Annotated in this window: 20 protein-coding genes; 18 read left to right on the top strand and 2 right to left on the bottom strand. The window is 62.1% G+C overall.

Annotated elements, in window-relative coordinates; genetic code table 11:
• Positions 1–62: 62 nt before the first annotated feature.
• The 9 genes from ACFWXH_RS28080 to ACFWXH_RS28040 all read left to right on the top strand — a co-directional run bounded on the left by ACFWXH_RS28080 (position 63) and on the right by ACFWXH_RS28040 (position 8,563).
• On the top strand, positions 63–1,496 hold the full coding sequence (locus ACFWXH_RS28080) for an NAD-dependent succinate-semialdehyde dehydrogenase (protein WP_379124722.1): 1,434 nt from the start codon (positions 63–65) through the stop codon (positions 1,494–1,496).
• Positions 1,497–1,510: 14 nt separating this feature from the next.
• Positions 1,511–2,467 carry a dihydrodipicolinate synthase family protein gene (locus ACFWXH_RS28075; RefSeq protein WP_379124721.1) on the top strand — a complete coding sequence of 319 codons (957 nt, stop codon included), beginning with the start codon at positions 1,511–1,513 and terminating at the stop codon, positions 2,465–2,467.
• 41 nt (positions 2,468–2,508) lie between these two features.
• Positions 2,509–3,054: a 3-hydroxyanthranilate 3,4-dioxygenase gene (locus ACFWXH_RS28070; RefSeq protein ID WP_054311412.1), complete on the top strand. Its 546-nt coding sequence runs from the start codon at positions 2,509–2,511 to the stop codon at positions 3,052–3,054.
• A gap of 97 nt (positions 3,055–3,151) precedes the next feature.
• The gene (locus ACFWXH_RS28065) at positions 3,152–4,309 is read left to right on the top strand and encodes an ABC transporter substrate-binding protein (RefSeq protein ID WP_054311378.1); all 1,158 of its coding nucleotides are present in this window, start codon (positions 3,152–3,154) and stop codon (positions 4,307–4,309) included.
• A 79-nt stretch (positions 4,310–4,388) separates the two neighbouring features.
• Complete coding sequence (locus tag ACFWXH_RS28060) at positions 4,389–5,303, top strand: branched-chain amino acid ABC transporter permease (RefSeq protein ID WP_379124720.1); 915 nt, start codon at positions 4,389–4,391, stop codon at positions 5,301–5,303.
• Between the two features lie 12 nt (positions 5,304–5,315).
• Positions 5,316–6,302, top strand: a complete 987-nt coding sequence (locus ACFWXH_RS28055) for a branched-chain amino acid ABC transporter permease (RefSeq protein ID WP_379124719.1) — start codon at positions 5,316–5,318, stop codon at positions 6,300–6,302.
• Positions 6,302–7,060, top strand: coding sequence for an ABC transporter ATP-binding protein (locus ACFWXH_RS28050; RefSeq protein WP_379124718.1), 759 nt, complete (start codon positions 6,302–6,304; stop codon positions 7,058–7,060). The genes ACFWXH_RS28055 and ACFWXH_RS28050 overlap by 1 nt, the downstream gene beginning before the upstream one ends.
• Positions 7,054–7,755, top strand: coding sequence for an ABC transporter ATP-binding protein (locus tag ACFWXH_RS28045; protein ID WP_379124717.1), 702 nt, complete (start codon positions 7,054–7,056; stop codon positions 7,753–7,755). The genes ACFWXH_RS28050 and ACFWXH_RS28045 overlap by 7 nt, the downstream gene beginning before the upstream one ends.
• Positions 7,742–8,563 (top strand): aspartate dehydrogenase, encoded by an 822-nt coding sequence (locus tag ACFWXH_RS28040; RefSeq protein WP_379124716.1) that lies wholly within the window; start codon positions 7,742–7,744, stop codon positions 8,561–8,563. The genes ACFWXH_RS28045 and ACFWXH_RS28040 overlap by 14 nt, the downstream gene beginning before the upstream one ends.
• Positions 8,564–8,577: 14 nt before the next feature.
• Here the strand turns inward: ACFWXH_RS28040 and ACFWXH_RS28035 are convergent, their stop codons facing one another.
• Positions 8,578–9,504, bottom strand: a complete 927-nt coding sequence (locus ACFWXH_RS28035; RefSeq protein WP_379124715.1) for a cation diffusion facilitator family transporter — start codon at positions 9,502–9,504, stop codon at positions 8,578–8,580.
• A 42-nt stretch (positions 9,505–9,546) separates the two neighbouring features.
• On the bottom strand, positions 9,547–10,458 hold the full coding sequence (locus tag ACFWXH_RS28030; protein ID WP_379124714.1) for a LysR substrate-binding domain-containing protein: 912 nt from the start codon (positions 10,456–10,458) through the stop codon (positions 9,547–9,549).
• A 103-nt stretch (positions 10,459–10,561) separates the two neighbouring features.
• Between ACFWXH_RS28030 and ACFWXH_RS28025 the strand changes: the two genes are divergently transcribed.
• The 9 genes from ACFWXH_RS28025 to ACFWXH_RS27985 all read left to right on the top strand — a co-directional run bounded on the left by ACFWXH_RS28025 (position 10,562) and on the right by ACFWXH_RS27985 (position 21,034).
• Entirely contained in the window at positions 10,562–11,956 is a 1,395-nt protein-coding gene (locus tag ACFWXH_RS28025; protein WP_379124713.1) for a M20 family metallopeptidase, read from the top strand.
• A gap of 35 nt (positions 11,957–11,991) precedes the next feature.
• Positions 11,992–12,822: a transporter substrate-binding domain-containing protein gene (locus ACFWXH_RS28020; RefSeq protein WP_379124712.1), complete on the top strand. Its 831-nt coding sequence runs from the start codon at positions 11,992–11,994 to the stop codon at positions 12,820–12,822.
• 6 nt (positions 12,823–12,828) lie between these two features.
• Complete coding sequence (locus ACFWXH_RS28015; RefSeq protein ID WP_379124711.1) at positions 12,829–13,533, top strand: ABC transporter permease; 705 nt, start codon at positions 12,829–12,831, stop codon at positions 13,531–13,533.
• 2 nt (positions 13,534–13,535) lie between these two features.
• Positions 13,536–14,297, top strand: a complete 762-nt coding sequence (locus tag ACFWXH_RS28010) for an ABC transporter permease (RefSeq protein ID WP_379124710.1) — start codon at positions 13,536–13,538, stop codon at positions 14,295–14,297.
• Between the two features lie 227 nt (positions 14,298–14,524).
• On the top strand, positions 14,525–15,511 hold the full coding sequence (locus tag ACFWXH_RS28005) for a helix-turn-helix domain-containing protein (RefSeq protein ID WP_379124709.1): 987 nt from the start codon (positions 14,525–14,527) through the stop codon (positions 15,509–15,511).
• 306 nt (positions 15,512–15,817) lie between these two features.
• Positions 15,818–17,314 (top strand): ABC transporter substrate-binding protein, encoded by a 1,497-nt coding sequence (locus tag ACFWXH_RS28000; RefSeq protein ID WP_379124708.1) that lies wholly within the window; start codon positions 15,818–15,820, stop codon positions 17,312–17,314.
• 29 nt (positions 17,315–17,343) lie between these two features.
• Complete coding sequence (locus ACFWXH_RS27995) at positions 17,344–18,351, top strand: ABC transporter permease (RefSeq protein ID WP_379124707.1); 1,008 nt, start codon at positions 17,344–17,346, stop codon at positions 18,349–18,351.
• On the top strand, positions 18,348–19,232 hold the full coding sequence (locus tag ACFWXH_RS27990; protein ID WP_379124706.1) for an ABC transporter permease: 885 nt from the start codon (positions 18,348–18,350) through the stop codon (positions 19,230–19,232). Before ACFWXH_RS27995 ends, ACFWXH_RS27990 begins: the two co-directional genes overlap by 4 nt.
• Positions 19,229–21,034: an ABC transporter ATP-binding protein gene (locus tag ACFWXH_RS27985; RefSeq protein ID WP_379124705.1), complete on the top strand. Its 1,806-nt coding sequence runs from the start codon at positions 19,229–19,231 to the stop codon at positions 21,032–21,034. The genes ACFWXH_RS27990 and ACFWXH_RS27985 overlap by 4 nt, the downstream gene beginning before the upstream one ends.
• Positions 21,035–21,050 lie beyond the last annotated feature (16 nt).

The raw sequence follows: 21,050 nt of genomic DNA, 5'->3' as shown, positions 1-21,050 counted from the left end.
TGCGAGCCGAGGCTGTGCGACGCTTTTGGGAATTCATGCCAGTACGGAGCTGAGACGCCCCTATGTCGAACTACCCCGATCTTCAGCTCTATATCGGAGGCGCCTGGCGCAAGACGGCAGAGACATTGCCGGTCATCAATCCAGCCGATGAAAGTGTGATCGGCGCGGTGCCGGTGGCATCGACGAACGACCTCGACGCGGCACTCGAGGCGGCCGAGCGTGGCTTTGCCGTCTGGCGCAAGACATCACCGGCGCGCCGTGCGGAGATTCTCCGCAAGACCGCCTCGCTCTTGCGCGAGCGCATCGACGAAATCGCGCTCGATATCACCCGCGAACACGGCAAGCCGTTTCAGCAGGCACGTCTTGAAGTTATCCGTGGCGCGGAGTTCTTCGAATGGGATGCTGGCGAGGCGCAGCGCACCTATGGGCGGGTCATTCCGAGCGAGCCAGGTATCCGCTACGTCGTGCATCACCAGCCGATCGGGACGGTGGCAGCGTTTTCGCCCTGGAACTTTCCGCTCAGCCAGCCGGCCCGCAAGATTGCCGGCGCGCTTGCCGCCGGCTGTTCGATCATCATCAAGGCATCGGAAGAGACACCTGCGGGGTGTCTCCACATCGCTCGTGCCTTCCACGATGCCGGTCTTCCAGCAGGTGTGCTTAATCTCGTCTTCGGGGTGCCCGCGCAGATCTCGGAATACCTCATCCCGCACGAGCAGGTGCGGCTGATCGCTTTCACCGGTTCGACGACGGTTGGAAAGCGGTTGACCGGCCTCGCCGCGCAATATGTGAAACCTGCTTTGATGGAGCTTGGTGGCCATGCTCCCGTCATCGTCTGCGATGATGCCGACCCGGTGAAGGCAGGCATCGCGTCGGCCATTCGCAAGGTGCGCAATGCCGGCCAGGTCTGCACCTCTCCCACCCGTTTCTTCGTGCACGAAAAGATCTACAAGCCCTTCACAGATGCGTTCGTCGAGCGTGCCCGTGCGGTGAAGGCCGGCAATGGTCTCGATGAAGGGACGGAAATGGGGCCGGTGGCGAACCATCGTCGCGTCGAAGCCCTCGAAGCTCTGGTCGCCGATGCCGTGTCAAAAGGCGCAAAGCTTTTGATCGGCGGCGAACGCCCCGGCAATCGGGGCTACTTCTATCCACCAACGGTTCTGGCCGATGTGCCTGCCAATGCCCGGGTAATGCGCGAGGAGCCGTTTGGGCCGCTGGCGGTGATCAATCCGGTGCCGTCCCTGCAAGACGCAATCGAGAAGGCGAATGGCGTGCCCTTCGGTCTCGCTGCTTATGCCTTCACCAATTCGGCCGCCAATGTCGACCAGATCACCGACGATCTGGAAGCCGGCAACGTCTCCATCAACACGCTCGAGGCTTCCGTCGCTGAAACGCCGTTCGGCGGTATCAAGGAGAGCGGCTTCGGGCGCGAGGGCGGGGCCGAGGGCATCATGCACTACATGGTGGTGAAAACCGTCTCGCACCGCATGGCGATCTGAAGGGTCACAAGCCGATGAAATACGACAAGAAGACCGCCAAGGCCCATTCGCGGGCGACGATGAAAGGCATCTGGGCCGCGGCGCTGATGCCTTTCAAGGACGATCTGTCGATCGACGAGGACGGTTTTCGCCGCAATGTCGATCACTGGATCGACGACCTGAAGATCGATGGCTTCTTCATCGCCGGCAAGCAGGGCGAGTTCTTCTCGATGTCGCTCGATGAACGCAAACGCAGCTTCGAACTGGCGGTCGATGCCTGTGCCGGGCGTGCCCAGACCATCATGTCCTGCTCGGACCAGAACATGGATGTGGTGATCGAACTGGCGAAACACGCTCAGAAGGTCGGCGCGGACTACATCGTCGTGCACGCGCCGGTGCTGCATTTCTTCAAGGAGCAGGACGAAACGCTGCTCAACTATTATCGCACCATCGCCGACAAGGTGGATATCGGCATCGCGTTGTGGAGCCACCCCGACAGCGGCTATCTGATGAGCCCTCAACTGTGCAGCCAACTGGCCGATATCGAGAATGTCGTCGCCATCAAATACAGCGTGCCTCGCCCGATGTACAAGGATCTGACCCGCCTTGCCGGCGACAGGATCTTGGTCAGCACCGCTTCGGAGGAAGAGTGGCTGGACAACATCGTCGAACTCGGCTGGCAGCTCTATCTCTGCTCCTCGCCGCCCTATCTCATCCAGACCAGAAACGACACGCGGATGCGCCAGTACACCGACCTTGCCTTTGCCGGAGAGGTCGAAAAGGCGCGTGCGGTACGCGACAGCCTGGATCCGGTTCGCGCCGCACTGAAGAACACCCGGCCGGCGGAGAAGCCGCATTCGCATCAGAAATACTGGCAGGACCTACTTGGCCAGAGCGGTGGACGGGTTCGTCCGCCGCTGCTCGAACTCACCGAGGAAGAGAAACGGGCAACCCGCGTCGCCTTCGAAGCGTGCGGCCTGAAGACCGATTGATTGGAACCGGCGCGGCAGCGCTATTACTGGGAGGAATGACCATGACCAGACGCCTGTCTGCTTTCAGCTTCTCGAAATGGATCGACGAGCACGCCCATCTTCTCAAGCCTCCAGTTGGTAACCAGCAGATCTGGGAGGATGCCGACCTGATGGTGACGGTGGTGGGCGGGCCGAACAAACGCACCGACTATCACGACGATCCGGTCGAAGAGTTCTTCTACCAGCTCAAGGGCGACATGATGCTCAAGGTCGTCGACAACGGCAATTTCTACGACGTGCCGATCCGCGAAGGCGAGATATTCCTGCTGCCGCCGCATGTGCGCCACTCGCCGCAGCGTCCGCAGGAGGGATCAATCGGGCTTGTCGTCGAGCCGAAGCGAAACGATGGTCTTCTCGATGCCTTCGAATGGTATTGCTTCGAGTGCAACGCACTGGTCAAGCGGGTCGAGGTCTCGCTGAAGAGCATCGTGCGCGACCTGCCGCCGATCTACCAGGCCTTCTATGCCGACGAGAAAGCGCGCACCTGTCCGAATTGCGGTTCGATGCATCCCGGCAAGACACCGCCGGAAGGCTGGGTGAAGCTCTGACGGGGAAGACGCATCGGGGCCTATTCACATACGGATAGGTCCTGTCTAACCTGCCGGCCAAGAAAAACGCCGAGACGGCGACAATGGAGGAGAATGAATGCTTACGCGAAAGACACTGCTTGCCGCCTCGGCGCTTCTGGCCACGACATTTGCGGCATGGGCAGAGGATCCGGTCAAGATCGGCATGATCACGACCCTGTCCGGCCCGGCTGGTTATCTCGGCCAAGATGTTCGCGACGGTTTCAAGCTCGCAATGGAAGACAACAAGCTGGGTGGCGTTCCGGTCGAACTGCTGGTCGAGGACGACGGCTTGAAACCGGGGCAAGGCAAGCAGATCGCGGAGCGTTTCTTAAGTGAAAGCGGCGTGAAGCTCTTCACCGGCATCGTCTTCTCCAACGTGGCCGGCGCAACCGTGCCGGACATCGTCGACAACGAAGCTTTCTACATCAGCCCCAATGCCGGTCCGTCCAATCTTGCCGGCAAGGAATGCAGCGAAAACTACTTCGTCGTCTCGTGGCAGAATGACAGCCTGCATGAGAGCGCCGGCCAGCTCGCCACCAATCTCGGCTACAAGAAGGCGTTCATCCTGGCGCCGAACTACCAGGCCGGCAAGGATGCTCTCGCCGGCTTCAAGCGCTTCTTCAAAGGAGAGATCGCCGGCGAAGTCTACACGCGCCTCGACCAGACCGATTTTGCCGCCGAGATGGCGCAGATCCGTGCTGCAAAGCCGGATGTCGTGTTCCAATTTCATCCTGGCGGTCTCGGCATTACATTCCTTCGCCAGTATGAGCAGGCAGGCCTCGGCAAGGAGATTCCGATGGTTCTGGCCGAACCGTCGATGGACGGCGTGACGCTTGCGGCAGTCGGCGAGGCGGCAGTCGGCGTCAATGTTTCGGCGCACTGGAATACGGACTTCGACAATCCGGCCAACAAGAAGTTCATGGAAGCCTGGAACAAGGCTTATAACCGTCCGGCCACCTACTATTCCAGCCAGGGCTACGACACCGGCCAGCTGATCGCCTCGGCGCTCAAGGCATCCGGCGGTAAGCTGGACGACTCCTTCCGCGATGCCTTGCGCAAGGCCGATTTCCAGTCGGTGCGCGGCAAGTTCGCTTTCGGTCCAAACCAGCATCCCATCCAGGATTGGTACGCACTGAAGGTCGAGAAGGGTGCCGACGGCAAGCCGGTCATCAAGACCGTCGGGGAGGTGTTCAAGGATCACGGCGACGCCTATTCGGCCGACTGCAAGATGTAGCCGCAGCATTGTCGAATTGAGAAGAGAGGCGGCCTGTGCCGTCTCTCCACGTTTTCCTGTTTGCCCGAAGTGACCGCGTATGACGCTCTTCCTCGAACAATTGCTGAACGGTGTGCAGTTCGGCGTGATGCTGTTCCTGATGGCCGCAGGCCTGACCCTGATCTTCGGCATTATGGGCGTCATCAACCTGGCGCACGGCTCCATCTACATGATCGGTGCCTATGCCGGGACGTTCGTCGCGACGGAAACCGGCTCGTTCTGGCTGGGCATTCCTGCAGCGCTCGCGGCAGCAGCACTTGCCGGCGTGGCGATCGAGTTCCTGGTCGTGCGCCGGCTTTACGGGCGCGATCATCTTGACCAGGTTCTTGCCACCTTCGGTCTCATCCTGATCTTCAACCAGGCGGTCACCATGCTATTCGGCCGCCAGCCGCTGTTCGTGCAGATGCCGTCCATTCTGGACGGATCGGTTGAGTTGCTGCCGGGTCTTTCTTATCCGATCTATCGGCTCACCATCATCCTGGTCGGGCTCCTGGTCGCGTTCGGCCTCTACCTGCTGATCAACCGCACGCGCATCGGCATGCTGGTGCGCGCGGGCTCCACGAATCGCGAGATGGTGCGGGCACTCGGCGTCGACGTGCGGCTGCTCTACACGCTGGTGTTCGGCCTCGGCGCCTTGCTTGCCGGGCTCGCCGGTTTCATGGCTGGGCCAATCCTGGCCGTGCAGATCGGCATGGGCGAGCAGATCCTGATCACGACCTTCGTGGTCGTGGTGATCGGCGGTGTCGGATCCATTCGCGGTGCCTTTTTCGCCAGCCTGATCCTCGGCATCGTCGATACCGGCCTGCGCGCCTATCTGCCCGGGCTGCTGCGGCAAGTGATGGTCGGTCCGGAAGCCGACGCGCTGGGCGCCGGCATCTCCTCCATGGGCATCTACCTGCTGATGGCCATAGTCCTGTTGATCCGGCCCAAGGGCCTGTTCATCCGCAATTCCTGATTGGGCTTGATTGTGAACAGCGAAACGTCCTTCAAGCGCCCGGCACTGCTCGCAGCCGTTCTCATCGTGCTGATCGCCTTGCCGACAATCGCAGACGCGACAGGCTATTCGGCACTGACTTCGCTTGCGACGCGCATCCTGATCTATGGCATCGCTGCCGCCAGCCTCAATCTGGTGCTCGGCTATGGCGGGCTGGTCAGCTTCGGTCATGCCGCCTTCTTCGGCATCGGCGGCTATGTCGTTGGCATCCTCTATCAGCACTATTCGCTCGAGGAGCCTCTGTTCGGCTTCATTCCCGGCACCAACCAGATGCTGATCACACTGCCGGCGGCGATCCTGATCTCCGGTCTTGCCGCTGCCGCAATCGGCGCGCTGTCGCTGCGCACCGGCGGCGTGCAGTTCATCATGATCACGCTCGCCTTCGCCCAGATGCTGTTCTTCCTGTTCGTATCGCTGAAGACCTATGGCGGCGACGACGGCCTGATCATTCGCCGAACCAACGAATTGCCGGGCCTGAACATGCGAGACAAGCAGACGGTCTACTATGTCTGCCTGGTCATAACGGCGGCGTTCTTCGCGCTGCTGTGGCGCATCGTGAACTCGCGCTTCGGCAACGTGCTGGTCGGCCTGCGTCAGAGCGAGAAACGCATGGCGGCGATCGGCCTGCCGGCCTATCGCTACAGGCTGATGGCGTTCATCATTTCCGGCATGGGCTGCGGGCTTGCCGGCGCGTTGATGGCCAATTTCCTGCGGTTCGCCAGCCCGGACATGATGCACTGGACCAAATCGGGCGAGCTGATGGTCATGGTCATCCTCGGCGGGGTTGGCACCTTGTTCGGCCCGTTGATCGGCGCCGCGGTCTTCATCGTCCTGGAAACCACCCTGGCCTCGTGGACGGAAAACTGGCAGCTGGCCCTCGGCTTCATCCTGCTGTTCGTGGTGCTCTATACGCATGGCGGCGTGCAGGCTCTCGTCCTGCGCCTTGTGGGGAAGCGCTGATGATCCAGCCCATCCTCAACGTTCGCGGACTGGTAAAACGCTTCGGCGGATTGCTTGCGACCGACCATGTCGACCTGACGGTCCAGCCGGGTGAAATCCACGCGCTGATCGGGCCGAACGGCGCTGGCAAGACCACGCTGATTTCCCAACTTATGGGTGAGTTGAAGCCCAATGAGGGGACCGTCGAACTCGCGGGGCAGTCGCTGGACGCCTTGCCCACCGCGCGGCGCGTTGGTCTTGGCCTCGCCCGCACATTCCAGATCACCTGCCTGCTTCCCGACTACACCGTGATCGACAATGTCGCGCTGGCGGTGCAGGTGCGGCAGGGACACTCCTTCCGCTTCTGGGAAAACGTCCGCGCCGATCACTCGCTGCGGGACGAGGCCTCCACCTTGCTGACCGGCACCGGCCTGGAGCCGCGCGCGAACGAGCTGGTCGCCAATCTGTCGCATGGCGAGCAGAAACAGCTGGAGCTGACCATCGCGCTGGCAACACAGCCTCGGCTCCTGTTGCTCGACGAGCCGATGGCCGGTCTCGGCCATGTCGAAAGCCAGCAGATGATCGAAACCCTGCGTGGGCTGAAGAACCAGGTCTCGATGCTTCTCGTCGAGCACGACATGGATGCCGTTTTCGCACTTGCGGATCGCATATCGGTCCTCGTCTACGGACGCGTCATCGCCAGCGGCAGCGTCGACGAGATCCGGCAGAACCCGGAAGTGCGCACGGCCTATCTGGGAGAGGGGGACGAGCTGTGCTGAAGGTTGCAAAGCTGCAGTCAGCCTATGGGCCGAGCCAGGTTCTGTTCGACGTGGCGCTGGAGATCGACGACGGCGAGGTCGTCACGCTTCTGGGCCGCAACGGCATGGGCAAGACCACGACCGTCAAATCCATCATGGGGCTGGTGAAGCCGCTTTCGGGCGAACTGCATTTCAGCGGTCAAAATGTTCTGGGCGCCGCACCGGAAAGGGTAGCGCGGCTTGGTGTCGGGTTGGTGCCCGAAGGGCGTCACACCTTCCCGACGCTGACGGTTCGCGAGAACCTCGTCGCAACGGCGGCCAACCGGCTCGGGCGCAAGAATCCGTGGACGCTGGAGCGCATCTACACGCTGTTTCCGCGCCTGCGCGAGCGGGCCAGCCAGGCTGCCGGCACCTTGTCGGGTGGCGAGCAGCAGATGCTGGTTGTCGGTCGCGCGCTGATGACCAATCCAAAACTGCTCATTCTCGACGAGGCAACGGAAGGGCTGGCACCGGTGATCCGTGCCGAGATATGGGGATGCATCGAAGCCTTGAAGGCGGAAGGACAATCGATCCTGCTGATCGACAAGAACCTGCATGTCCTCAAGCGGTTGGCCGATCGCCACTACATCCTCGAAAAAGGCCGCACGGTCTGGTCCGGTAGCAGCCAGGATCTGACGCGTGACGCCGAACTGGTGCACGGTTATGTCGGGCTCTGACCGGCGACGCCTCAATTTGTGTTTTATTGGCTGGGGTGCGATTGCCCAGCGCGTCGGCGCGTTGCTCGCAGAACGTCATCCGCAAGGCGTCAACATCATTGCTGTGGCCGTGCGTGACCAGCATCGTCATCGTGGCGATCTCCCAGTTGGCGTGCGGCTGATCTCCGAGCCAGCCGAACTGGCCGGGCTCGATCTCGACATGGTGATCGAGGCAGCCGGTCGCGACGCCGTCGCGGTCTGGGGCGAGGCGGCACTGCGCAATGCGGCCAGCTTCGTCGTCTCATCGACCAGCGCGTTCTGTGACGACGCGCTGCTTGAGCGGCTCGTCTCCGTGGCAAAGGAGACAGGCAGCCGCATCGTCATTCCTTCGGGCGCCCTGGGCGATCTCGGTGCGCTGGCAGCCGCCAGCATTCTACCGCTGGATGAGGTTGTCCATACCATCGTCAAGCCGCCTCGCGCCTGGCGCGGAACGCCGGCCGAAACCATGCTCGACCTGGAGGCGCTTGCGGTCGCTTCACCGTTCTTCGACGGCAGCGCGCGTGAAGCCGCCGGCCGTTTCCCTCAGAACGCTAATGTCGCGGTGATTTCAGCGTTGTCGGGCATCGGTCTCGACAGAACCCGTGTGGTGCTCGTGGCCGATCCGGCAGCGCGCCGCAATGCTCATCGGGTCGAGGCCTCCGGTGCCTTCGGCAGGCTCGATCTGACACTCGAAAACGAACCGCTGGCCACCAACCCCAAATCGTCCGAAATGACCGCGCTCAGCCTCGTGCGTCTTGTCGAAAATACCGTTGCACCGCTCCTGCGCTAGCGGGGAAGTCCCTTCTAGTTTGCCCATTCCGGATCGGTGGTGAAGGCGATGGTGAGCCAGCGGTCCGGTCCTTCGTCGCCGAGAGCTTCGCCGACTTCATCGCGAATGAGGTCCCATTCCTGTAATCTACTGGCTGGCCAATCCGATGGCACGATGAAGAACAGTTCGATCTGCCTGCCACGACCGACCCTGGCGACATAGGCACGATAGTCCAGGAAGCCATGACGCTTCACGGTTCCCTCGGCAACCTGATCGACATGCCGCTTGAGGTCTGCGGGGGTAACCAGAAGAATGTCCGCCAGCGCCTGCTTGATCGTACCCAGAGGGATCGGAATGATGATGACGCAGACCACGGCAAGCACGACCGGATCCACATAGGGCGATGTCCATTCCAGGCTGGTGCCTTGCACGAGATAGCCAAAGACGAAGGCGATGAACAGGGCAGCCGTCAGGGACGCGGACATGACCCACGCCTTGGCGTCGAGGGCGACAAAATCCGACTGGATGGTACGGTTTGCCCGCTGACCGTAGATCGCCATGCCGATGGTGACGGCGAGGGTCACCACTGCATAGATGATGGCCCGATCGAAGTTCAGTTCGCGTCCGCCCGACATGATGCTGCCGACCGCATTGATCAAGGCATAGATCGCCGCGCCCGAGAGCATGATGCCGTTGAGGCCGAGCACCATCGGCTCGAGATGCCAGAACCCCATGGTGAAGTGTTTCACCAGTTTGCTCCTGGCCGGTCCGACCGCGGTCGAAGAGGCGATCAAATTGGCGACGAGCAGGGCAACGATCGTCATCGTTGCGTCGGTCAACGCATAGACGCCATCGAAGACGATCGCGAAGGAACCGGACAGAAGGCCGAACACGATGCCGATCACGGCAAGGACGAAGGTGACGATGATCGATATCCGGAGAACGCTCTGTTCCGTGTGCATCGCCGCGTCCTCTTCGTATGATCGATACAAGATATCAGTTTCTTATGCGGCGGATTTGATCCCTTCGTCCAGCAACCAGTTCCGGAGCATGGCCACCTCCGGTCGCGCCAGGCTGGCTTCCGGGGTCATCATCACATAGGGCTGGCGGATCGGCAGCGAGATGCCGAAAGCGTCGACCAGGCGCCCGCCTTCCAATTCCTGCTCGACCATGAAATCCGGCACAAGCGCAAATCCAGCGCCTGCGTTGCAGGCTTCGATCGCCAGATGCACCAGGTTGAAGGAAAGCGTCGAGCGCAATTCGAGATGACCGAAGCCGGTGGCGGCAAACCAGGCCTCCCAGCCTTCGTCGTGCCAGCCCGGTTCGGCAAAATCCACCTTGATCAATGGGCGCGACAGCAGATCGGCAGGTGTCGGGGCCGGCGGCAAGGTGACGATAAGTTGGGGGGAGGCGACGACAACCAATCGCCCGCCGATCAGCGTGTCCTGCCGGACGCCGGGGATGGTGCCCCGGCCATGGTAGATCGCGAGATCGGGGTCGCGCTCATTGGCATTCCATCGATGCGGCAGCGCCTGCACGGTGATCTGGATGTCGGGATGCAAAGCGCGGAATTTGCCAATGCGCGGTGCCAGCCACTTGGAGGCCAGTGAGAACTGGCAGCGTATCGTGACGCTGCTCGTTCCGCCCGGCGCGCGGGCGGCAACAGCCGCGGATGTGATCTGGTCGAAGATCGCGCCCAGCCGGGTCGCAAAGACTCGGCCTGTCTCGGTAAGGCGAACGCCATTCGCCCGCCGTTCGAACAGCGGGTCGCCGACCCAGTCCTCCAGCTGCTTCATCTGGTGGCTGATTGCGCCTGGCGTGACGCCGAGTTCTCCGCCGGCGCGCGCGAAACTCAAATGACGCGCCGCGGCCTCGAACGCACGCAGGGCAGGGAGCGGTGGCAGATGCCGAGACACGACAGAGGCTTAATCCAATTGAGGCTAACCGAGAGATATTTTGGTTTGCTCGCATAATCTTTGGCATGACATCGTTCTGTCAAGAATTCGAATGAGCAGGATTATGTCTCGGAATCAAACCATCGCCCTTGCCACGTCCTTTGCCTCCGACGGCCGTTTCCTGTCAGATCTGCAGCGTCGCGTTGCCATCGCCACCGAAAGCCAGAATCCAGAGCGGCGTCCCGAATGCTATCGCTACCTCAATGAAATCAACGCTGATTTCGACCGGCTCGGCTTTACCGGTGAGGTGGTCGACAATCCGGATCCGGCCGGCGGTCCGCTGCTGATTGCGCGGCGCATCGAATCCGCTGATCTGCCGACACTCCTTGTCTATGGTCATGGCGACGTCGTTGCGGGCATGGAAGGTTCGTGGTCGAATAACCGCGACCCCTGGCAGGTGAAGGTCGAGGGCGAGCGTATCTATGGCCGTGGCACCGCGGACAACAAGGGCCAGCACACCATCGTCATGCTCGCGCTGGAAGCCGTGCTGGCAACCCGTGGGAAGCTGGGTTTCAACACTGTCGCGCTGATCGAGACTTCCGAGGAAACGGGTTCGGCGGGGCTTCGCGAGATCTGTGCCGAGCACCGTTCCAAACTGCAGGCCGACTGGCTGATTGCGTCCGACGGCCCACGCCTTGCACAGCATCGCCCGACGCTGGACGGTGGAACGCGCGGAACCGCCGACTTCGACCTGGTCTGTGACCTGCGAGCCGGTGCGCATCACTCCGGCAATTGGGGCGGCCTGATCGCCAACCCGGCAGTCATCCTCGCCAACGCGATCGCGGCTCTCGTCTCAGCCAATGGCCGCATCAATGTTCGCGGCATCCTGCCCAGCGAAATCCCGCAGAGCGTTCGAACCGCTTTGGCCAAGATCGAGCTCGAGACCGAAGAGAATGGTCCAGAACTCAATCCCTGGTGGGGCGAACCGGGCCTGACGCCGTCCGAGCGGGTGTTCGGCTGGACGGCGCTCGAGGTCCTTGCGATGACGTCGGGAAGACCCGAACAGCCCATCAACGCGATCCCGCCGCATGCGCGAGCCCGCATGCAGATCCGCTACACGGTCGATGTCGATCCTGCCGCCTTCTTTCCCGCCATTCGTGCCTTCCTGGACGAAAACGGCTTCCACAATGTAGCGATCGAGCCTATGGCACAGGAATCGGAATGGGGCGCGACCCGCCTCGATCCGGAACATCCGTTGATGCTCTGGGCCGCGGCCTCGGTTGAGAAAACGACCGGGATCGAGCCGACCATCCTGCCGAATGCAGGCGGTTCGCTGCCGAACGACTGTTTCGCCGACATACTCGGCATGCCGACGATCTGGGTGCCGCATTCCTATTCAGGGTGCTCGCAGCACGCTCCGGATGAGCACCTGCTGCAGCCTCTGGTCAAGGAAGGGCTCGCCATCATGGCTGGGTTGTTCTGGGACCTTGGTGCCGAAGGGCGACCGGATCCTCGCTGATCGAATAAGAACAAAAATAGGGAGGGAATTCAGTCATGCAGAGGAAAATTACGGGCTTGGTATCGGTTCTCGCCTTGGGTGCAATCCTGTGCGGACCGGCCGTCGCTCAAGACCAGGCTGAGGTGCGGATCGGCACCGACGGTGGTTATCTGCCTTGGACGTCGACGACGCCGTCCGGCGAGCTCACGGGTTTCGAAATCGACCTTGCCAAGCAGGTCTGCGATCGGATGAAGCGCAGCTGCCGTTTCACCGCCCAGCCCTGGGAAGGACAGATTCCGGCGCTGGAACAGGGCAAGTACGACATCCTCGTCGGCGGCATCGCCATCACGCCGGAACGGCAGAAGCGGCTGGCCTTCACCCAGAGCTACGCCAATCTGCCGATCAACTTCGCCGCGGCAAAAACGTCCAGCCTGAACGGCAAGGCAAACTGGCAGGAGTTGAAGGCCGCTCTGGCAGGCAAGACGATCGGCGTGCAATCCGGCACGCAAAGCCAGAAGTTCGTGGACAACGAACTGAAGGGAGAGGTGACGGTTCGGCTCTACGACAACCAGGACAGTCTCAACCTCGACCTGCTGGCTGGCCGGGTCGATGCGGCCGTTGCCGGGCGTTCCCCCTGGATCGCGCTGACGCGCTCGCAGCAGGGCGAGCCGATCGAAATCCTGTCTCCCAATATCGACTTCGAAGAGTTCAACTATCTCGGTGTTGGAGTGGGCGGGCTGATGCGCAAGGATAAGGAGGATCTGCGCAAGGCGTGGGACGCGGCTCTGTGCGATCTGAAAGCATCGGGCGAGCTGAAGAGCATTTCGGAGAAGTGGTTCGGCTTCGACGTTTCCACCAAGCCGGACACCAAGGTCTGCGGGGCCTGACCTTGCATGAACTCGACCGTCATTGATCTGTTCGCCTGGGGCGGCGACGGTTGGACCAAGCCGCTGCTGACCGGCCTGGGCGTGACGATGGCATGCGCATGCATCGGCTATGTCCTGGGCGTGATCCTCGGGTTTGGTGTCGCGTTTGCAAAGCTGGGGCGCAACAGGTGGCTTTCGGCTGCTGCAACGCTCTACACGACGCTGCTGCGTGGTGTGCCGCCGCTGCTGGTGATCTTCCTGCTCTTCTTCGGCACGAACGGCGCACTGATGTGGGTGGCGCGCGGGTTCGGCTATACCGGCTACATCGAAGTGGATGCCTTCACCGTCGGCGTGATGGCTGTGGCGTTCGTTTCGGCCGCCTACAGTTCGGAGGTGTTTCGCGGCGCTCATGCCGCGATCCCGGTCGGGCAGTTCGAAGCCTATACGGCGCTTGGCCTGCGTCCGCTCGCCGGGCTTTGGACCGTTATCATCCCGCAGATGTTCCGGCTGGCGCTGCCGGGCCTCGGCAATGTCTGGATCATGGCGATCAAGGAAACGACCCTGCTTTCGGTGATTTCGCTCGCCGAACTGATGCGGGTTGTGGGCGTTGCAGGACGCACGACCGGGCAGCCCTTCATCTTCTACGGCGTGGCGGCGCTTACCTATCTCGTGCTGGTGGCGATTTCCTCGCGGGCATTCCACGCCGTCGAAGCCAGAATGCGCTGGGCCTGATCATGGACCTCGAAACCGCTCTCCATGTCGCAAGTGAGTTCGCCGGGGCGATCTGGGTCACTCTGGCGCTTGCGGCCGTGACCCTTCCCCTGGGCCTGATCTTCGCCGGCCTGGCCACCTGGGCAAGGCGTTCGCGCCATCGTGCTCTCCGAGGCGCCGCATCGGCCTATGTGCTGGCGTTCCGTTCCATACCGCTGCTCGTGCAGATATTCGTTCTCTATTATGGCCTCAGCCAGTTCGCCTGGCTGCGCGCCAGCCCGGTATGGATCGTGCTCAAGGACCCATTTGCCTGCGCGGTGATCGCGATGAGCGTTTGCGCGGGCGCCTATACGGCGGAGGTGATGCGCGGTGGCCTTGCTGCCGTGCCCCAGGGAGCAATCGAAGCAGCCCGGGCGCTCGGCCTGTCGCGGTTCAAGACCTTCCTGCTCGTGACGATGCCGATCGCGATACGCCGCGCTCTTCCGGCCTACAGCAACGAGATCGTCGTCACGTTGAAGTCGACCTCGCTCGCCTGCACGATTACAGTGATGGAACTGACCGGCGTCGCCAAGGATCTGATGAGCCAGACTTTCGCGGTGATCGAAGTGTTCTGCATGGTGGCGCTCATCTACCTGATCATCAACATGGTGCTGATCTTCATCCTGCAACAAATCGAGCGATGGCTGACGCCGCCCCATCAACGGAGGCTGATGCTTGCGGGCGTGCGCCGGGTCGTGTCGGCTGCAAAATGGCGGTCCATCGGAGCGGCGTCGCATAAAGGCTAAGGCAGCAGGGGCAGTTATTCCACGCTGATGTAGTTCGAAAACATCTGTCGCTTCAGGGCCAATAGCCGGTGGATTTGGAGCGTTCACGGGCGCCGTAATCCATCACTGCCCTGTCATGGATAGCGCCGTTTCGATACATGCCCCAAGCGAGCTCCGCGCTTGTTGCCCGTTTCAAAATATGTTACTTAACATGCTAAGTTATCTGTCGACATTGGCGTGAGGCAGCGTTGGAACTGTTGAGCTCTGCGGGTTTGCTCCACAAGGACCGGATACGGACGCCGTTCAGTCGCTGGGTCGATGATCTCCACTCCACCTGCGGCAGTTTCCGTCCTCGTGCGATGGATACGAGCCTCGACATCCGCGGCGAGGCCCGGCGTATCAATGCCTGCGGCATGGAGTTTTCGCACATCTCCAACGACCTCGATCGTGTCGACCACGATTGGGACGATGTCCGGCGCGACGCCATCGAACAGCTTTTCCTGCTCGTGCAGCTCGAAGGCTCCTGCGGCGTGGAACACGACGGCCGGCAAAGCGCCTTGAATGTGGGCGATTGCATTCTGGTCGATTCCACCAAGCCGACGACGTTCCATTTTGGTGGCAAGTTCAGCAACCACCTGTCGCTCAACCTGCCCCGGCAGCTCATCTATTTCCACGGCGGCGACAAGCTCGATGTGGCGCGTACGCTGGAAGCCGCCGATCCGATGGCTATCACGCTGCGAGCGCTGTTGGCCAAGGTGCTTACGATATCCGACAGCGATGTCCATGCGGCGAACCTGCGCCAATTGATGCTCGACGCGACCCGGCAAGCCTTCGTGTCCGATGTGCACAACGCGCTCTCGTTCGATTCGCTCGGCGAACTGGCCTCGAGGCGGCTGCAGATGATCGATGTCCTTATCGACCAGCATCTGACCAGCCCCCATCTTTCCGCGCAATGGCTGGCAAGACGCGTGGGCGTATCGATGCGGGTGCTGCAGCTGCACTTTCGCGATCTGGGCATGACCTGTACGACCTTCATCCGCGACAAACGCCTGCGCTTCGCGCGCGAGAAGATCAAGCAACTGCACTATCAGCACGGCTCGCAGACCATCGCGGATGTGGCCTATTCCGTGGGCTTCAACGATCTTTCCTACTTCAACCGCTGCTTCAAAGAGCTGTTTGCCTACGCGCCCAGCGAGCTTTTGAAGTCTGCGCCGCATAGAAAAAGAGTACATTAACACCGGCTCGCGCAATGCGTGTTCGTCGAGCTGCATAAGTGCAGCTTGAGCCGCAGCGAGATGGCTGTGGTGCCATCATTTGATTTTCCAGCAAGTTTTTCAATTGGATAGGTGAGGTCCGGCGGATCTCGCCGTCCGAAACCCTTGATGGCGATTTTACGCCCGAGCCCATTCCGGATTTCGTTTCGCTCCAAGACAGGGCCTCGCGACGGGTGTTGGTTGTGCGGGTACGGCCGCCAAAGAAGAACCCGCACGAAGGTCGAGGCAGGGGCGCGTGCCGTTACATCTGGAGGAGAAACCACGGCTATGATTCCGTTGAAATTCAGTCGCGTTTTCGCGGTCGCTCTGCTGACCGCCACGACAGCTCTGACGACCCACACCATTGCACAGGCGCAGGAACTCGTGCTCGGCGTCATCGGCAACAGCAAGGACCAGGTGCAGCCCTATACGCCGACCAGCTCGGCATCCGCCGGCTCTCTGTATGGCCAGCTCTATGAAGGGTTGACTGGCTATGATTCCAAGGGCGCTGTGGTGATGCAACTCGCCGAGTCCATGACGCCGAACGCCGCCCTGGATGTCTGGACCGTCAAGCTTCGCCCCAACGTCAAGCGCCATGACGGCAAGCCGTTCACTGCCGACGACGCGATCGCCAGCATCAAATACATGATGGACCCGGCGAATAACTTTGTTGTTTCCAGCCAGATCGACTTCGTCGATCCGGCCAAGATACGCAAGGTCGATGACCTGACGATGGAGTTCACCCTCAAGCGTCCGTTCGGCCTCTTCGCCAATGCCTTCGCCGATAATGATTTCAAGATGCGCGCCATCGCCGCCGACGGTTCGGTGACCGGCACGGGACCGTTCAAGCTGGACTCCTTCACGCCTGGCCAGGAAGCCAGGCTGACCCGGTTCGACGACTATTGGGGTGAGAAGCCCGGCTTCGACAAGCTCCGCATCATCGGCTTCCGGGACCAGCAGGCGGTCACCAACGCCTTGCGTGGCGGCCAGATCGACGTCGCCTATTCCGTGCCCTACACCGATGTCCCCGCGCTGACCAAGGACCCCAAACTGAAGACCGTAGTCAGCGGTACGACAACCTATCCGATGCTGGCCGTGCGGGTGGACACGCCGCCATTCAACGACGAGAAGGTTCTGGAAGCGCTCAAGCTGGTGGTCGACCGCCAGCAGATCGTCGACAATGCATTCGGCGGGTTTGGCACGATTGCCAACGACTATCTCGGCAACAACACGGCTTGCCCGGCGCCTCCCGAGCCGCAGCGCACGCAGGACATCGCCAAGGCGAAGCAGTTGCTGGCAGACGCCGGCAAAAGCAACCTCAAGCTCGAGATGGTGACCGACGGCGCATATGCGGGCATGATGGAAATGGCGCAGCTCTATGCGCAGCAGGCCGCGCAGGCGGGCATTGCCATCAAGGTACGCCGGCTGGATCCGGCCACCTTCCTCAATCGCTGGCGCGAATGGCCGTTTCTGATCAGCCTGACCAGTGGGCCGTATGAAACCGCCACGCTCGCGGCGCTGTTGCCGGAGCAGGGCGAGAATGCCACGCATTTCGACGACGCCGAATACAACGACCTCGCCAAGAAGCTGCAGAGCACCAGCGATCTGGCCGAGCAATGCAAGCTGATCACGCAGTTGCAGGCGATCGAATACAAGCGCAGCGGCCACATCGTCGCTGCCTATCCCGAGAACATCACCGTCTACCGGGATACGGTCAGCGGGCTGAAGCCGGATATCTACGGCCGTACCGCGATCCGGTTCGGTGGCGTCACCGTCAACAAGTGACGCGATCGTACTGCGGGGAAGAGCGTTCGATGACAGTCGAAAACCAAAGCGACAATGCAACAATCGGGGTTTTCTCCCGGCTGCAGCCGTTGCTTGCAAGGGTATTGCAAGGCGCTATGACCCTGCTTGCCGTGTCATTGCTGATCTTCCTCGCTGCGCGGGCCTTGCCCGGCGATGTCGCCAACATGATCCTCGGTCAAAGCGCGACGCAGGAGCAATTGGACCTGCTGCGTACCCAGCTTGGTCTCGACCAGCCGCTATGGTGGCAATACCTCGTCTGGCTGGGGGGCATTCTGCGCGGCGACTGGGGAACGTCGCTTTCCAACGGGCAGCCGGTGGCGGACCTGCTTGCGCTCGGGGTTCGCAATTCCGCGACGCTGAGCGGGGTCGCGCTCGCCGTCATGCTGCCGTTGTCGCTGCTTGTCGGAGTGATAGCCGCCCAGTTTCGCGACGGGTTCGTCGACAAGGTTTTTCTCGGCATGTCGATGGTCGCCAATGCCGTTCCCGACTTCGTCACGGGGACTGTGCTGGTAGCACTTTTCGCAACAACGGTGCTGCACGTGCTGCCGGCAGTCTCGTTCATTCCGCCCGGAGATTCGCCGTTTTCCTACCCCGATGCGCTGGTGTTGCCGGCGACGACGGTGATCATTCCGGGCGTGATGTATCTCGCCAGGCTGGTGCGGGTCGCCGTCATCGACGTGATGGCGACCGAGTATATTCAGACCGCGGAGTTGAAAGGCCTCTCGCCGAGCCGGATCCTGTTTCGGCACGCCTTGCCGAATGCGGTGGCCCCGATCATCCCGGCCGCCAGCCTTGTGGCGGCCTTCACCGTCGGCGGCGTGGTCGTGGTGGAATATCTGTTCGCCTATCCCGGCGTCGGCAGCGCCCTGGTCGACGCCGTCACCAACCGCGACCTGCCGGTTATCCAGGCCAATGTCCTGGTGATCGCCTCAGCCTATTTCATCTTCAACCTCATCGCCGACTCGCTTGCCCAACGGGATGAGGCTTCGGCGGGCCAGAGGCAGTCCAAGGCGTGAGTACCGACGTGGAAATGACGCTGATCACACATCAACGGGGTCACCCACGCCCAGCCAGCGGCTGGTGGCGGCTCTGGGCGTCCACCCAGGTTCGCTGGGGTGTGATCCTGCTGGTCGCCATGACCGCGCTGGTCGTCGTCGGCCCTTTCCTGGCGCCCTATGATCCGGCCGCGCCCGTGGGCAAACCCTATGACGCGCCGTCGGCCTCAGCCTGGCTCGGCACCGACAATCTTGGCCGCGATGTTCTGTCCCGCGTACTTTCAGGCGGAGTCTATCTGGCCTGGATGGCTCCGGTTTCAGCGCTGCTCAGCGTCGTGATCGGCGCCGCCGTCGCTTTGGTGACCGCCTATTATCGCGGCTGGACCGACCTTGTGCTGATGCGGTCGCTGGATGTCCTGCTTGCCTTCCCCGGCATTCTTCTGACGCTTCTGTGCGTTTCGGTGTTCGGGCCGCAGCCTGTCCTGCTGGTGGGCCTGGTTGTGCTGACCCTGATGCCAGGTGTCGCCCGCGTGATCCGTGGCGCGGCCCTGCCGCTCCTCGACCGGGAATATGTGCTGTGGGCCAAGGCTGTCGGCACACCGGGACCGGTGATCATCCTGCGCGAACTGCTGCCGAACGTCTCTTCGCCGCTGCTGGTCGAACTGGGTCTTAGGCTGAGCTGGTCAGTCGGCATTCTCTCCTCGATGAGCTTCATCGGTTACGGCATCCAGCCGCCGGCGGCCGATTGGGGCCTGATGGTCAGTGAGAACGGCACCGGCCTCGGCACCCAGCCCTTTGCCGTGCTCGCGCCGATCCTGATGATCATCCTTTACACGATCGGCGGTGGGTTGATTGCCGAAGGCGCCGCGCGGGTGATGGCCCGGACGGAAGGCAAGGCATGATGACGGTATTGAAAGCATCGGGGCTGACCGTCGAACGCACAGACGGCGCGCCGATCATCGAGGATGTTTCGCTGAGCCTCGACAAAGGCGAGGTGATGGGCATCGTCGGTGAATCCGGCTCCGGAAAATCCACGCTGGCGCTGGCGCTGCTTGCCTATGCGCGGCACGGCGTGCGCATCGCGGGCGGTGCGGTCCGGGTGGCCGGCACCGACATGCTGGAACTCGACACGGCAGGCCTGCGCAAGGCGCGACGCGAAATCGTGGCCTATGTCGCGCAGGACCCCGGCGCTGCGCTGAACCCGATGCTCACGCTCGGCACCCTGCTGACCGAGGGCTTGGCTGGCGGCAAGGCCGAAAAGGTGACCCGCGCGCGCGAAATCCTGCGCAAGGTCGGCCTGCCCGACGACGAGGCCTTCCTGCAGCGCCGTCCGCGCCAGCTTTCGGGTGGGCAGCAACAGCGTATCGCGATCGCCATGGCGGTGATCGCGCAACCCAAGCTGATCATCCTCGACGAGCCGACGACCGGGCTCGATGTCTCGACCCGCGCCAAGGTGCTGGATCTGATCCGCCAGCTCTGCATCTCGGACGATCTGACCGCGATCTATGTCAGCCATGATCTTGCGGTGATCGCCAATGTCGCCGACCACGTCACGGTGATGTATGGCGGCCAGGTTGTCGAACAGGGCCCCATGCAGGAGATTCTGGCGACGCCGCGCCATCCTTATACGCGCGCCTTGCTGGACGCTGTTCCTTCACTGCAGGCCAGGCAAGCGCTGAGGCCGATCCGTGGCCGCGTGCCGGCGGTGGGCGAAGCGCCTGACGGCTGCATCTTCTCCGATCGCTGCGACTACGCCGTCGAGGCCTGCAACACCCGGCCAGCGCTGAGACTGGTGGGAGGCACCCAGGTGCGGTGCGTTCGTTCCGAACTGGGTGAGACATTCGGGGTGCGCCCGCAAGCCGTAGGCCATTCCGACAGGCAGGTCGCGAACAGCTCGGCGGTGCTTCAGGCGAACGGGGTCAATGCATTCTACGGCTATCGCCAGATCCTGTTCGATGTCAGCCTCAAGGTGGAACCGGGCCGGTGCCTGGCGGTGGTGGGTGAGTCAGGCAGCGGCAAGTCGACGCTTTCGCGCTGCCTGATCGGATTGCACGGCAACGTCATGGGTGAATTCCGCCTTGACGGCAAGCCGTTGCCGCTCACCGTCGGCCAGCGCGACCAGCATGCCCGCCAGCGGCTGCAATACATCTTCCAGAATCCCAACGCTTCGCTCAATCCACGCCGCACGATCGGCGCGAGCCTGACTGCTGCACTCGCCAACAGGCCGGGGTCAGACAGCCGGCCTGGCGCCGTCATCGCTGAGGCGCTCGAACGGGTCGGCATCTCGCCCGACCTCGCCACGCGCTATCCGGCCGAGCTTTCGGGCGGCCAGCGCCAGCGCGTGGCCATTGCCCGCGCACTGGTCGCCAATCCCGCGGTGCTCCTGTGCGACGAGGTGACGTCTTCGCTCGACGTGTCGGTACAGGCTTCGGTGATCGAATTGCTGCGCAGCCTGCTCGCGGACGGCCTCGGTATGCTCTTTGTCACGCATGACCTCGCCGTGGTGCGCAACATCGCAGACACGGTTGCCGTGCTCAGCGCCGGTCGGGTCGTCGAACAGGGTGAAGCTCACAAGGTCCTGGGCACGCCCAGCCATCCCTACACACAATCGCTGCTCGCCAACACGCTGCAACTGCCAACCGAAGCCGCCGATCTGGACATGCCGGTGATCGCACCAAGGCAATCCGCGGCCGGTTCGCGGTGAATTTGAGGATTTCCGT

It is taken from the genome of Mesorhizobium sp. NPDC059054 (assembly GCF_042739215.1).
In the GTDB taxonomy this organism is placed as follows: Bacteria; Pseudomonadota; Alphaproteobacteria; order Rhizobiales; family Rhizobiaceae; genus Mesorhizobium.
Note: the sequence above shows the minus strand (reverse complement) of the source record. Positions and strands in the feature narration are given on the sequence as shown.